The sequence below is a fragment of the Pseudomonas sp. FG1 genome (genome assembly GCF_034313875.1).
GTDB lineage: Bacteria > Pseudomonadota > Gammaproteobacteria > Pseudomonadales > Pseudomonadaceae > Aquipseudomonas > Aquipseudomonas veronii.
This window is the reverse complement of sequence record NZ_JAVIWP010000001.1, coordinates 744,663-757,432: the sequence shown is the minus strand read 5'-3', so window position 1 is coordinate 757,432 and position 12,770 is coordinate 744,663. Positions and strand designations below refer to the sequence as shown.

Below are 12,770 nucleotides of genomic sequence, written 5' to 3'. Positions count from 1 at the left end.
ATTGAATGTTGTTTATGTAGGCAAGTTCTTTGCCTGGATTGGACAGGTTTTCCGGCCTGAATGGGACTCCCTTTTGGGGACCGCTATTTAAAAGACACCACCGAACAAATGTGGGAGGGGGCTTGCCCCCGATGGCGGTGTGTCAGTCTCAGTATCTGTAACTGAGCCACTGCCATCGGGGGCGAGCCTCTGTCGGAATGGGATGTTGTTTATGTAGGCAATTTCTTTACTTTGATTGGGCAGGTTTTCTGGCCTGAGTGGGATGCTAATTTCAGCACCCCTCACTGCCAACAAGGACCGGCACATGGCCGTACCGTTAATGCCGCCTGGTGTTTCACTTCTAGAAAATATGGCAATAGCCAAATGCAAGCGTGTTCATCTCCAGTCAGGCTCGGCGTTCGCCTACTCCTGGTTTTATTCTCAGGTCAGAGCTGCCGGGCCATGGAACTACAAGAAGCGAGGGCGCCAATACGAGGCTTTTGGTAACTTCAATTACGGTGCAACTGGTACGGTGTTGGGCATTCCTGAGCACGTGTTGCTGCGCGCCGCTGGTGTTGCTCAGACCATCGCAAAAACCACCCATCCGGATTTTGGATCATGGTGGGAGGTGATCCTTTTGGTGATGACCCGCGAGATCAATATTGGATAAGGAGAGGTATTGAGTATGCGATTTCTCAAGGCCACTGAAGGCTTCATACCGATCCTGCGTAACTGCCTGTTAGTGGTCTGCCTGATTTATATCGCGGGCAGTTGGGTCATGTCGCCCGGGACACCGGATCTGGATGAGGTGGTGTTGAAACATTCCTTGGGCAACGGCACCTCAATCTACGGCGCGCGGGATGGGCAGGGTGGTGCGACGGTGGGCTTTTCCTACAGGTACTACGTTCATAAGGACCTGGGGAGTGATCAAGAAATACTCACAGGGTTGGTGTCGGCTCATCCATTTCTAAAAACCAAAGAACCCGATGTGCAAGTAAGTGAGCATGAGGGCGTGCTTCGGTTGGATATTCAGGGGGGCGTGTATGAGTACAACAGCTACGCCCTCGAAGGTCTTGGAGCGGTCAAGGTGGTGATGGAGTTGTGATGAGTCAGCGTTCGGATTCTTCCTGCAATATTTTGCGCCCTGCATGAACGTGTCGCTCGCAGCGCGCAATCATGCTCGGAATCCAGCAAATGGCGGCTTTGGGGCAGTTGCTGGTCGACAGAGCGCGGGATCAAGTCAGCCCTTCTCCAGCATCTTGAAACGTTCCCAAACAGCGACTGATCACTCCCTTTTGGGGACCGCTATTTAAAAGACACCGCCGAACAAATGTGGGAGGGGGCTTGCCCCCGATGGCGGTGTGTCAGTCTCAGTATCTGTAACTGAGCCACTGCCATCGGGGGCGAGCCCCCTCCCACACAGGTTAGCGCTCGTCTTCAGAGCTCAATCAATTCGCTGCTCCCAATGCTCGGCCTGCCACACGTCGTAGGCGCTCGCCCGCACCCTGACTGCCAACCACTGCCGTCATAGCCGATTGGCAGAATATGTGACTGCCAACGCATCTGCCATCTTCGTGCGCGAATAGTTAAGTATTTGTTATCAATCAATAAAAAACACATTTCCGCTCTTGGCATGGCGCGTGCTAACTGCCTGGTCATGGCCCGTTGCGATAAATGACGGCGGCGTCATCTGCCAATGGCAGTGCTGTGTGACACATGCGCTTGCCCGCGGGATAAAGTTCCAACATTGAGTGCTGACGATATGACTGAACTATTGAGTACCGTGCATAAGAACAACACCAGTACTTATCTCCAGTTAGGGGGAGAGGCGGGTATCCATAAACTGGTCGACCGCTTTTACGAATTGATGGAGGTGCTGTGCGAGGCGCGAAGAGTGCGCCAGATGCACCCGCCGAGTCTTGCCGGCAGCGCCGACAGTCTATTCAAGTTCCTGAGTGGCTGGCTTGGCGGCCCGCCACTGTTTCAACAGGAACGTGGCCACCCGCGTTTGCGCATGCGACATGCGCCCTTTGCAGTCAGTATTGTCGAGCGCGACGAATGGATGCTGTGCATGCGTCAGGCAATCAACGAGCAGGTGGATGACGCAGTCCTGAATGCGAAGCTGCAACGTATGTTTTCCGAAATGGCCGACCACATGATTAATACCGATGGCAGCCGCGCAGGTGTTGCGGCGCCGCTTTGAACGTCGGCTAACTCTCCCAACTGGACGCTTCCCAAATACCATGATTAAAACTGCCCACGATCTTGTAGTAGACGCTAAAGCCCGTATCGAAGAAGTTGCCATCGAAGACGTTGACCTGGCTATCCAGAATGCGGATGTACTTATTGATGTACGTGAAGCCGACGAGTATGCCGCAGGTCATATCTCGGGCGCTGTGCATGCCTCGCGCGGAATGCTGGAATTTAAACTGTCCAACGATACCGCACTCAGTTCGCGGGACCTTAAGGTCGTGCTGTACTGCAAAACGGGTGGTCGTGCAGCACTCGCGGCTGTATCGCTGCTTGATATGGGCTACCTGCACGTAACATCGATCACCGGAGGGTTCGACGCATGGGTGAGTGCGCAAAAGCCGACGGTGGTTCCGCATTTACCTCGCTTCGAGTAGCGCCGTGGGCTGTTTTGGGGGGCATGTTGCTCCCCATTAGGCTTAACCCCGTGTCTGTGGCTGATTCATTACTCCAGCCGTAACGATCCGCCGCCCAGCTTGATTGATGCCCCTCTGAATCACTCCTAAGGTACAGCCCACGACAGCAAACCCGTGGAGCGACCATGACAACAATAATTACCCCCGACTCGCGCTGGACGCGGCGGCGCGACGAGAAGCAGCGGCGGCTCGGGCTGGTCAAGCAGTATGCGGATGGGGCCGTGCTGCCCAGCGACAAAATCGTTGAGGCCCTCGAAGCCCTGATTCTCCCCGGCGACCGCGTGGTGCTGGAGGGCAATAACCAGAAGCAGGCGGATTTCCTCTCGCGCTCCCTGGCCAAGGCTGACCCGGCCAAGCTCCACGATTTGCACATGATCATGCCCAGTGTCGGCCGGTCCGAGCACCTGGACCTGTTTGAAAGGGGCATCGCGCGCAAGCTCGACTTCTCTTTCGCCGGCACCCAATCCCTGCGCATCAGCCAGTTGCTGGAAGACGGCCTGCTGGAAATCGGCGCGATCCACACCTACATCGAACTCTATGCCCGGCTGGTGGTGGACCTGATCCCCAATGTGGTGCTCTCGGCCGGTTTCATGGCCGACCGCGCCGGTAATATCTACACTGGCGCGAGTACCGAAGACACCCCGGCGCTGATCGAGCCGGCAGCGTTCAGCGATGGCATTGTCATTGTGCAGGTCAATCAGTTGGTGGATGACGTCACCGACTTGCCTCGCGTCGACATCCCGGCCAGTTGGGTCGACTTCGTGGTGGTGGCCGACAAGCCGTTCTACATCGAACCGCTGTTCACCCGTGACCCGCGCCACATCAAGCCGGTGCATGTGCTGATGGCGATGATGGCGATCCGCGGCATCTACGAAAAACACAACGTGCAGTCGCTCAACCACGGCATCGGCTTCAATACCGCCGCCATCGAATTGATCCTGCCCACCTACGGCGAATCCCTGGGCCTTAAGGGCAAGATCTGCCGCAACTGGACCCTCAACCCGCACCCCACGCTGATCCCCGCCATCGAAAGCGGCTGGGTCGAAAGCGTGCATTGCTTCGGCACTGAACTGGGCATGGAACACTACATCGCCGCCCGCCCGGATGTGTTCTTCACTGGCCGCGACGGTTCCATGCGCTCCAACCGCATGTTCTGCCAACTGGCCGGCCAATACGCGGTGGACCTGTTTATCGGCGCCACCCTGCAAGTCGATGGCGACGGGCATTCCTCCACGGTCACCCGCGGGCGCCTCGCCGGTTTCGGCGGCGCACCGAACATGGGCCACGACCCGCGTGGCCGCCGCCATGGCACCCCGGCCTGGCTCGACATGCGTCACGAGGATGCTCCCGAAGCACTCTTGGAGCGCGGCAAAAAGCTCGTGGTGCAAATGGTCGAGACGTTCCAGGAAGGCGGCAAACCGACCTTCGTCAACACCCTCGACGCGGTGGAGGTGGCGCGCAAAAGCGGCATGCCCCTGGCACCGATCATGATCTACGGTGACGACGTCACCCACTTGCTCACCGAAGAAGGCATCGCCTACCTGTACAAGGCGCGCTCCCTGGAAGAGCGCCAGGCGATGATCGCCGCCGTCGCCGGGGTGACCGCCATCGGCATGCGCCATAACCCGAAGGACACCGCGCGCATGCGCCGTGAAGGCCTGATCGCCTGGCCCGAAGACCTCGGCATCCGCCGCACCGACGCCACCCGCGAGTTGTTGGCCGCCAAGAGCGTGGCCGACCTGGTGGAGTGGTCCGGCGGTTTGTACAACCCTCCCGCCAAGTTCAGGAGCTGGTAAATGCGCGCCCTCAAACTGCACCCACTCAGCGTTGCCGAACGCCTGGCGGACCTGGCCGTCGACGCCCTGATCGACGAAGCCGACCTGTCGCCCAAACCGGCCCTGGTGGACCGTCGTGGCAACGGCGCCCACCGCGATTTGCACCTGGGTCTGATGCATGCCTCGGCGCTGTCGCTGTGGCCGATGTTCCTGGCAATGGCCGAAGCCGCCCGCGACATCGGTGAAGTCGGCTTGCCCCTGCGCGAAGCCCTCGGCCGCATCGGTCGTGAGGGTGAACAGGCGATGCTCGTCACCACCCTCGGCGTGAACACCCATCGCGGTGCGATCTGGGCCCTCGGCTTACTCACTGCGGCAGCGGCACTGGAACCCCAATCCCGTCACCCGAATGCCGTAACCCTGACAGCGGCAAAACTGGCCCTGCTCGACGATCGCCATGCCCCGCAACCCATGAGCCACGGCGCGCAGGTGGCGCAACGTTACGGCGCACGCGGTGCCCGTGAGGAAGCCCAGCTGGGTTTCCCCTCGGTGCTGCAACGCGGCCTGCCGCAACTGCACAAAAGCCGCCAGCAACAGGCCGGTGAACAGAACGCGCGCCTGGATGCGTTGCTCGCGATCATGACCGCCCTGGCCGACACCTGCGTGCTCTACCGCGCCGGCACCGCGGGCCTGCACGCCATGCAACACGGCGCCCAAGCGGTGCTCGACGCAGGCGGCAGCGCAACCCTGGCCGGTCGCCGCCACCTGCACGAACTCGACCAACAGCTGTTGGCCCTGAATGCCTCCCCCGGCGGCGCCGCTGACCTGTTGGCCGCCTGCCTGTTTATCGACCGCCTCGATGGAGCGTTTTGATGGAAACCTTATCCTTTGAATTTCCCGCCGGGCAACCGCCCAAAGGTCGCGCGCTGGTGGGGTGTGTCGGTTCGGGCGACCTCGAAGTGCTGCTGGAACCGGGCACGCCCGGCATCCTGAGCATTCAGGTACAGACCTCGGTGAATGGCGCCGAACAGCGCTGGCAGCACCTGTTCGAGCGGATCTTCCAGGAGCACACGCCGCCCGCGTTGAACATTGATATCCACGACTTCGGTGCCACGCCCGGCGTGGTGCGCCTGCGCCTGGAACAAGGCTTCGAGGAGATCGGCCATGACTGACTTGCTCAGCAAACACAGCTTCGTCGAACTGGGCGCACGGCAGCGGGCCAAGGCCTTGTTGGACGCAGGTTCTTACCGTGAACTGGTCGACCCGTTCGAACGGGTCATGTCGCCCTGGCTCAGCCGTCAGGGCGTGGTGCCCCAGGCCGACGACGGTGTGGTGATCGCCAAAGGCAACATCGCTGGCAAGCCGGTGGTGATCGCCGCGATCGAAGGCAACTTCCAGGGCGGCAGCCTCGGTGAGGTCGGCGGCGCAAAAATCGCCGGCGCCCTTGAACTGGCGGCCGAAGACAACCGCAACGGCATCCCGACCCGCGCCGTGCTGCTGCTGGAAACTGGTGGCGTGCGCCTGCAGGAAGCCAACCTGGGCCTGGCGGCGATTGCCGATATCCACGCCGCGATTGTCGATCTGCGCCAGTATCAGCCGGTGATCGGCGTGGTGGCGGGCAGCGTCGGTTGCTTTGGCGGGATGTCCATCGCCGCCGGGCTGTGCAGCTATCTGCTGGTGACCCGCGAAGCGCGCCTGGGCCTGAACGGTCCGCAGGTGATCGAGCAGGAAGCCGGCCTGGATGAATACGATTCCCGCGACCGGCCCTTTATCTGGAGCCTGACCGGTGGCGAACAACGCTTCAACAGCGGCTTGGCCGACCGTTACGTGGCGGATGATGTCGCGCAGATTCAGCAGACCGTCAGCGCGCTATTGCAGCTCGGCTTGCCCGCCCAACAACGCAGTCGCCGCGCCGACTTCTATCTGGCGCGCCTGGCTGAACTGGACGCCGAACCGCAAATCGACCCGGCGACGGTTCGCGATCTGTATCAGGGAGAACGCTCATGAGAGGCTTGCAGTGGTTCAACGCGTTGAGTGCCGGCGCCCAACCCGTGGAAGGGTTGCCGGACTCGCTGAAAGTCGCCGATGGCGTATTGGGTGAACACACGGTGCGCTTTATCGCCGTGGTCCCTGACGCGCAAAACCGCTTCCCCCGCGCACGCAATGGCGAAGTCGGCCTGCTCGAAGGCTGGGGGTTGGCCAAAGCCGTGGATGAAGCCATTGCGAGCGGTGACCAGCGCCCGTTGATCGCCATCGTCGATGTGCCGAGCCAGGCCTATGGCCGTCGCGAAGAAGCCCTCGGCATCCATCAAGCCCTGGCCGCCGCGGTCGACAGCTACGCTCGGGCCCGTCTGGCCGGGCACCCGGTGATCGGGTTGTTGGTGGGCAAGGCCATGTCCGGCGCGTTCCTCGCCCACGGCTACCAGGCCAACCGCCTGATCGCCCTGCGCGACCCCGGCGTGATGGTTCACGCCATGGGCAAGGCCTCGGCGGCGCGGGTGACCCTGCGCAGCGTCGAAGAGCTCGAAGCTCTGGCCGCCAGTGTGCCGCCGATGGCCTATGACATCGACAGTTATGCCAGCCTCGGTTTGCTCTGGGAGACCTTGTCGGTCAGCCAGATTGAACAGCCGACGAAGGACGATGTGGCGCGGGTCAGTGACTGCCTGGTCAGTGCGATCAAGGATGTCGATGGCCGTGATTTGAGCGGTCGCCTGGGTGCGCCCCATCGCGCCGCCTCCAGCCATGTGCGCCAACTGCTGCGGGCGCAATGGTGAACGCCCATGACCTGCTCTGGGGCATGACCCCGGCGCATGTGCCTGCCGATGCGCCGACCTGGGTGCTGGAGGCGCTCGGTGCCGGGCAGCCGGTGGTGGTCCGCCGCGCCATTGCGCAACCGGGCCTGGTGGCGGTCGGCGTGCGCGGGCGTTTGCGCGAGCAGCGTTTCGCCGCGCAGATGCCGCTGGCGCTGGTGCGGCGGCGCGTGACGCCGCAAGCCCTGCGCGAGGTGACATCGCCACGGGATTTGCCGGCATTGCAGGCGCTGGCTCAACTGCGGCCGCTGCTGGCGCAGAAGGATTGGGGCGTCAGCGGCAGTGCGGGTTTTGAATTGGCCACGGGCATCGAAGCGCTGCATGACGCCAGCGATCTGGATTTGATCCTGCACACCCCCGAGCCGCTGGGGCGACGCGACGCCGAGGACTTGCTGGCGATCCTGGACACGGCGGTCTGCGCCGTGGACCTGCAACTGCAAACCCCGTTTGGCGCCGTCGCCTTGCGCGAATGGGCCGGCTCGTCACGTCGCGTATTACTCAAAACCGCCAGCGGCGCGCACCTGGTCATCGATCCCTGGCAGGCGCTGATATGAGCAGCCTGCTGGTGTTTCCGGGGCAGGGCGCGCAACGCCCTGGCATGCTTCGGCATTTGCCCGCGTCGGTGCTGGACGAAGCCAGCGAGGCCTTGGCTGAAGACGTTCGCCCACTCGACTCTGCGCGAGCCTTGGCCAGTACCCGCGCTGTGCAGTTGTGCCTGTTGATTGCGGGTGTGGCCCATGCGCGCCTGTTGGCGCGCACGCCGGATTATGTGGCGGGTTTGTCCATCGGCGCTTACCCGGCGGCGGTGATTGCCGGTGCCCTGGACTTTGCCGACGCCGTCCGGCTGGTCAGCCTGCGTGGCGAACTGATGCAGCAGGCTTATCCACAGGGCTACGGCATGACCGCCCTGATCGGCCCGGATTTATCCACTGTCGAAACCCTGCTGGCCGACATCCATAGCCCCGAAACCCCGGTGTACCTGGCCAATATCAACGCCGACAACCAGACGGTGATCGCCGGCAGCGATGAAGCGATGCAGCGTGTCGCCCAGCGCGTCAAAGGCAACGGCATCGCCAAGCGCCTGGCCGTCAGCGTGCCGTCCCATTGCGCGCTGCTGGAGCGCCCGGCCCAGGTGCTGGCTGAAGCGTTCGTCACGCTCAAGGCACCGCGCATCAGCTACTTGAGCAGCACCCGGGCGCGGCCGATCCGCGACCCTGCGCAACTGCGCGACGACCTGGCCTTCAACATGTGCCGCGTCGTCGACTGGCGCGGCACCGTGCAAAGCGCCTATGAGCGCGGCGTGCGCCTGCAGATCGAACTGCCCCCCGGCGCCGTTCTCACCGGCTTGTCACGCCGCGTGTTCGAACACGGCACGGTGATCGCCTGCGAAGGTGCGCGCCTGGACACCTTGCAGGCCCTGCTGGAAGAGGAGGAGCGCCGCCACCGATAAAGCACCACCCAAGGCTTTCGAAGCACAACAACAAAAAATCGATCGAGCACTTTGAGGACAACAACAATGATTATTTACGGTGTGGCATTGCTGGCGATCTGCACGCTCGCGGGCGTGATCATGGGCGACATGCTTGGCGTGTTGCTCGGCGTCAAATCCAACGTGGGCGGGGTGGGCATCGCGATGATCCTGCTGATCTGCGCGCGGCTGTGGATGCACAAACGCGGCGGCATGACCAAGGATTGCGAAATGGGCGTCGGCTTCTGGGGGGCGATGTACATCCCCGTGGTGGTGGCGATGGCCGCACAGCAAAACGTGGTCACCGCTCTGCACGGCGGCCCGGTCGCGGTGCTCGCGGCGATTGGTTCGGTGGTGGTGTGTGGTTGCACCATCGCGTTGATCAGCCGCACGCACAAGGGCGAACCGCTGCCCGATGAAGAACCGCTGATCACACCGACACCTGTCGTGGGAGGCCGCTGATATGTGGGCTCTCATTGAAAAGGGTTTGGAGCATAACGGCCTGGTCACCGCCTTTGCGTTCGTGGGCGTGGTGATGTGGATTTCCGTGGTGCTGTCCAAGCGTCTGACGTTCGGGCGCGTTCACGGCTCGGCGATTGCCATCGTGATCGGCCTGGTGCTGGCCTGGGTCGGCGGCACCATGACCGGCGGGCAAAAAGGCCTGGCGGATATATCGCTGTTCTCCGGCATCGGCCTGATGGGCGGCGCGATGCTGCGCGACTTCGCCATCGTCGCCACGGCGTTTGAAGTGCAAGCCACCGAAGCGCGCAAGGCCGGGATGATCGGTGTGATTGCGCTGCTGCTGGGCACGATCCTGCCGTTTATCGTCGGTGCAAGCATGGCCTGGGTATTCGGTTATCGCGATGCGATCAGTATGACCACCATCGGCGCCGGCGCCGTGACCTACATCGTCGGCCCGGTGACCGGTGCGGCGATCGGCGCGACCTCGGATGTGATGGCGCTGTCGATTGCCACTGGCTTGATCAAGGCGATTCTGGTGATGGCGCGGCACGCCGGTTGCGGCGCGTTGGATGGGCCTGGATAACCCGCGTTCGGCGATGGTGTTCGGTGGGCTGGCCGGTACGGTGAGTGGCGTGACGGCGGGGCTGGCGGCGACGGATCGGCGCCTGGTGCCGTATGGCGCGCTGACCGCGACGTTCCACACCGGGCTTGGCTGTTTGCTCGGGCCTTCGTTGCTGTACTTCATTGTGCGAGGGTTGGTGGGCTGACTTTGGGGTTTTGCGGTGATTGGGCTGGCGCTATCGGGGGCAAGCCCCCTCCCACATTTGGAGTGCATTTCAATGTGGGAGGGGGCTTGCCCCCGATGACGGTCTGTCAGGCTGTCACCTGCCGATTGGCATACATCCGACACTCCGCCAATAACGCCAGCAAATTCGGATCACGCTCCTTGGCCTTCAAGAACACCACCCCGATATGCTGCTGCAACCGATACCGGGGTTGCAGCGGTATCAGCTTCACGCGGTTCTCATACACCGCCGCAATCCGCCCCGGCAGCAGCGCATAACCGACCCCCGAACTGACCATGCTCAGCAGGGTGAAGATGTCATTGACCTGCATCGCCACCTTCGGCTCGAACCCCGCTTGCTTGAACACACGGTTGCCGTCCTGGTGGGTGGCGAAGCCTTGGGTGAGGGTGATGAACGTGGCGTCGCGCACGTCGGCCAGGTCGATCTGCTGGTCGCGGTCGAAGGGCGAGTCGGCGGGCGTGGCGAGGAAGATGTCGTCGGAGAACAACGCGATCTGTTCGCAATCGGGGTCGTTGGCGCGTTCGTCGAGGGAGATCAGGATCGCGTCGACTTCCATGTTCTTGAGCTTATACAGCAGGTCGAAGTTGGAGCCGAGGATCAGGTCGATGTTGAGTTCGCTGCGGCGCAGTTTCAGGCCCATGATCAGTTGCGGCACGGTTTTCACCGTCAGCGAATACAGCGAGCCGAGCTTGAAACGTTCGGCGGAGAAGCCGGCGGCTTCACGGGTCAGGCGGATGCTGTCGACTGCGTCCTGCACCAGCTTTTGTGCGCGCTCTTCGAGCACGTAGGCGCTTTCCAGCGGGGTGAGGTTGCGGCCTTCATGCTTGAACAGCGGGCAGCGCAGGGCGTTTTCCAGGGAGTGGATGGCGCGGTGTACGCTGACGTTGCTGGTTTGCAGCTCGGCAGCGGCGCGGGCCAGGTTGCCGGTACGCATGAAGGCCAGGAAGATTTCCAGCTTTTTGAGGGTGAACTCTTCGTCGATCAACATGGCCGTGGCTCTTGTTCGAATGCTGCCGATTGTGCCCGCAAAACCGTGCGGCGTCGCCGGAACGTCATAAGGCCCTTGCACTCTGATGCGCAAGGCGGGACGCTTGTCAGCCAGCGGTCAACGGTTACGGGAGGTCAGTGACAGATGTACCACGGGGAACGATTCAACGCCTGGAGCCATTTGCTCGGTGCAGTCGCGGCGTGTGTGGGCGCGGTGTGGATGTTGGTGGTGGCGAGCCTGGACGGCAGCCCCTGGAAGATTGTCAGCGTGGCGATTTATGGGTTTACGTTGATGGTGCTGTACAGCGCGTCGACGGTGTATCACAGCGTGCAGGGGCGGCGAAAAGCGATCATGCAGAAGGTCGATCACTTTTCGATCTACCTGTTGATCGCCGGCAGTTACACGCCGTTTTGCCTGGTCAGTTTAAGAGGGCCGTGGGGCTGGACGTTGTTCGGGATCGTGTGGGGGCTGGCGGTGATCGGCATTCTGCAGGAGATCAAACCGCGTTCTGAAGCACGGGTTCTGTCGATCGTGATCTATGCGGTGATGGGCTGGATCGTGCTGGTGGCGGTCAAGCCGCTGATCGCCGCGCTGGGCACGGCGGGGTTTATCTGGCTGGCGGCGGGCGGGGTGTTGTACACCGTCGGCATTATCTTTTTTGCCCTGGAGGACCGCCTGCGGCATTCCCATGGGATCTGGCATCTGTTTGTGATCGGCGGCAGTTTGCTGCATTTCGTGGCGATCATGCATTACGTGCTCTAACGCACGACGCGGTCTAAAAAATGTGGGAGGGGGCTTGCCCCCGATGGCGGTGTGTCAGTTGGCAAATATGCTGGCTGAACCACAGCCATCGGGGGCAAGCCCTCCCACATTGGTTCTTCAGTGGGGTTTAGGGCGCTGACTACAGGCGTTCGAGCAGCTCCCGGGCACGTTCACCGAAGATCTGCAGCAGGTTGGCCAACATGTGCGGCGGCGGTTCGTCGGCGCGGGTCAGGGCGTACAGGGTGATCGGCAGCGGCGGTGTGAGCGTGCGGATGCAGGTAGTCGCCGTCGACGCGCCGAGGGCGGTGAAGGGGTCGATGACGGTCAGACCGGCGCCGGATTCGACCATCGCGCGAGCCAGGGAGTAGGTCTGCACCGAGAGGCTCACCCGTGGTGGCGGGTCGACTTTCTCCAGGTAACTGTCGAGCTTTGCCGCCAACGGGTCGGCGCTGGACAGGCCAATCAACGGCGCTCCCGCCAGCTCCGCCAACGGCAGCGGCTGGCGGGTTTGCGCGTCGCTCCAATAGCCCTTGGACGCCAGCGCGACCAAGGCTCCGTTGGCCAGCACTTGGGTGGTGAGCCCCGGGTGGCCGGCGAAGTTGAGGGTCAGCGCCAGGTCGATTTCGCGCATCAACAGCTTCTGCACCAACTCGCGGCTATGGTCGCTGGACAGTTCGCAGGCGATGTCCGGGTAAGCGCGTTTCCACTGCAGAATCGCCGGTGGCAGCAACGACAGCGCCAGCGCCGGGATCGCGCCGATCCGCACACTCTGCGCCGGCGACCGGCGCAGACTCTTGGCCAGGCGCCTTACGCCTTGCAGGCTTTCGCTGACTTTCTCGACTTCGCGTTCCAACGCCAGGGCTTCCGGCGTGGGCTGCAATTTGCCGCGCACGCGCAGAAACAGCGGGAAGCCCAGTTGCAACTCGGCGTGCTGCAACACTTTGCTCACCGCCGGTTGCGAGACGTGCAGCAATTGCGCGGCGGCGCTGATGGAGCCGGTCTGGCGGATGGCCTGGAAGATTTCGATATGACGCAAGCGCATGGCGAGTCCATAACC

The 12,770-nt window shown here is 62.3% G+C and carries 15 protein-coding genes and 2 pseudogenes; 15 read left to right on the top strand and 2 right to left on the bottom strand.

The annotated features are described in order from the left end of the window. Positions 1-304: 304 nt before the first annotated feature. The 14 genes and pseudogenes from RGV59_RS03570 to madM all read left to right on the top strand — a co-directional run bounded on the left by RGV59_RS03570 (position 305) and on the right by madM (position 9,924). Positions 305-649: a polymorphic toxin type 44 domain-containing protein gene (locus RGV59_RS03570; protein ID WP_322246887.1), complete on the top strand. Its 345-nt coding sequence runs from the start codon at positions 305-307 to the stop codon at positions 647-649. Positions 650-664: 15 nt separating this feature from the next. Next, entirely contained in the window at positions 665-1,084 is a 420-nt protein-coding gene (locus tag RGV59_RS03565) for a hypothetical protein (RefSeq protein WP_046381766.1), read from the top strand. 56 nt (positions 1,085-1,140) lie between these two features. Further along, positions 1,141-1,242 (top strand): annotated as a pseudogene (locus RGV59_RS31645) (DUF6124 family protein); the annotation flags it as partial. A gap of 499 nt (positions 1,243-1,741) precedes the next feature. Further along, the gene (locus RGV59_RS03560; RefSeq protein WP_017844991.1) at positions 1,742-2,182 is read left to right on the top strand and encodes a group II truncated hemoglobin; all 441 of its coding nucleotides are present in this window, start codon (positions 1,742-1,744) and stop codon (positions 2,180-2,182) included. Between the two features lie 43 nt (positions 2,183-2,225). Further along, the gene (locus RGV59_RS03555) at positions 2,226-2,606 is read left to right on the top strand and encodes a rhodanese-like domain-containing protein (protein ID WP_104904597.1); all 381 of its coding nucleotides are present in this window, start codon (positions 2,226-2,228) and stop codon (positions 2,604-2,606) included. A 164-nt stretch (positions 2,607-2,770) separates the two neighbouring features. Continuing rightward, positions 2,771-4,441 carry a malonate decarboxylase subunit alpha gene (gene mdcA, locus RGV59_RS03550; RefSeq protein ID WP_322246886.1) on the top strand — a complete coding sequence of 557 codons (1,671 nt, stop codon included), beginning with the start codon at positions 2,771-2,773 and terminating at the stop codon, positions 4,439-4,441. Beyond that, positions 4,442-5,290, top strand: a complete 849-nt coding sequence (locus RGV59_RS03545) for a triphosphoribosyl-dephospho-CoA synthase (RefSeq protein ID WP_102617733.1) — start codon at positions 4,442-4,444, stop codon at positions 5,288-5,290. After that, positions 5,290-5,589, top strand: coding sequence for a malonate decarboxylase subunit delta (locus tag RGV59_RS03540; RefSeq protein ID WP_046381769.1), 300 nt, complete (start codon positions 5,290-5,292; stop codon positions 5,587-5,589). The genes RGV59_RS03545 and RGV59_RS03540 overlap by 1 nt, the downstream gene beginning before the upstream one ends. Beyond that, positions 5,582-6,424 carry a biotin-independent malonate decarboxylase subunit beta gene (locus RGV59_RS03535; protein WP_322246885.1) on the top strand — a complete coding sequence of 281 codons (843 nt, stop codon included), beginning with the start codon at positions 5,582-5,584 and terminating at the stop codon, positions 6,422-6,424. Before RGV59_RS03540 ends, RGV59_RS03535 begins: the two co-directional genes overlap by 8 nt. Then, the gene (gene mdcE, locus RGV59_RS03530) at positions 6,421-7,191 is read left to right on the top strand and encodes a biotin-independent malonate decarboxylase subunit gamma (RefSeq protein WP_322246884.1); all 771 of its coding nucleotides are present in this window, start codon (positions 6,421-6,423) and stop codon (positions 7,189-7,191) included. The genes RGV59_RS03535 and mdcE overlap by 4 nt, the downstream gene beginning before the upstream one ends. Continuing rightward, positions 7,185-7,781, top strand: coding sequence for a malonate decarboxylase holo-ACP synthase (locus RGV59_RS03525; RefSeq protein ID WP_169884525.1), 597 nt, complete (start codon positions 7,185-7,187; stop codon positions 7,779-7,781). Before mdcE ends, RGV59_RS03525 begins: the two co-directional genes overlap by 7 nt. Next, positions 7,778-8,677: a malonate decarboxylase subunit epsilon gene (gene mdcH / locus RGV59_RS03520; RefSeq protein WP_104904308.1), complete on the top strand. Its 900-nt coding sequence runs from the start codon at positions 7,778-7,780 to the stop codon at positions 8,675-8,677. Before RGV59_RS03525 ends, mdcH begins: the two co-directional genes overlap by 4 nt. Positions 8,678-8,743: 66 nt before the next feature. Continuing rightward, positions 8,744-9,157 (top strand): malonate transporter subunit MadL, encoded by a 414-nt coding sequence (gene madL / locus RGV59_RS03515; protein ID WP_017844982.1) that lies wholly within the window; start codon positions 8,744-8,746, stop codon positions 9,155-9,157. A 1-nt stretch (position 9,158) separates the two neighbouring features. Beyond that, a pseudogene (gene madM / locus RGV59_RS03510) lies at positions 9,159-9,924 on the top strand (malonate transporter subunit MadM). A 106-nt stretch (positions 9,925-10,030) separates the two neighbouring features. Here the strand turns inward: madM and RGV59_RS03505 are convergent. After that, complete coding sequence (locus RGV59_RS03505; RefSeq protein ID WP_017844980.1) at positions 10,031-10,951, bottom strand: LysR substrate-binding domain-containing protein; 921 nt, start codon at positions 10,949-10,951, stop codon at positions 10,031-10,033. Positions 10,952-11,095: 144 nt separating this feature from the next. On the opposite strand from RGV59_RS03505, the gene trhA reads away from it, so the two are divergent. Then, on the top strand, positions 11,096-11,713 hold the full coding sequence (gene trhA / locus RGV59_RS03500; RefSeq protein ID WP_017844979.1) for a PAQR family membrane homeostasis protein TrhA: 618 nt from the start codon (positions 11,096-11,098) through the stop codon (positions 11,711-11,713). Between the two features lie 139 nt (positions 11,714-11,852). Here trhA and RGV59_RS03495 read toward each other — a convergent pair whose 3' ends face one another. Next, entirely contained in the window at positions 11,853-12,755 is a 903-nt protein-coding gene (locus RGV59_RS03495; RefSeq protein WP_017844978.1) for a LysR family transcriptional regulator, read from the bottom strand. Positions 12,756-12,770 lie beyond the last annotated feature (15 nt).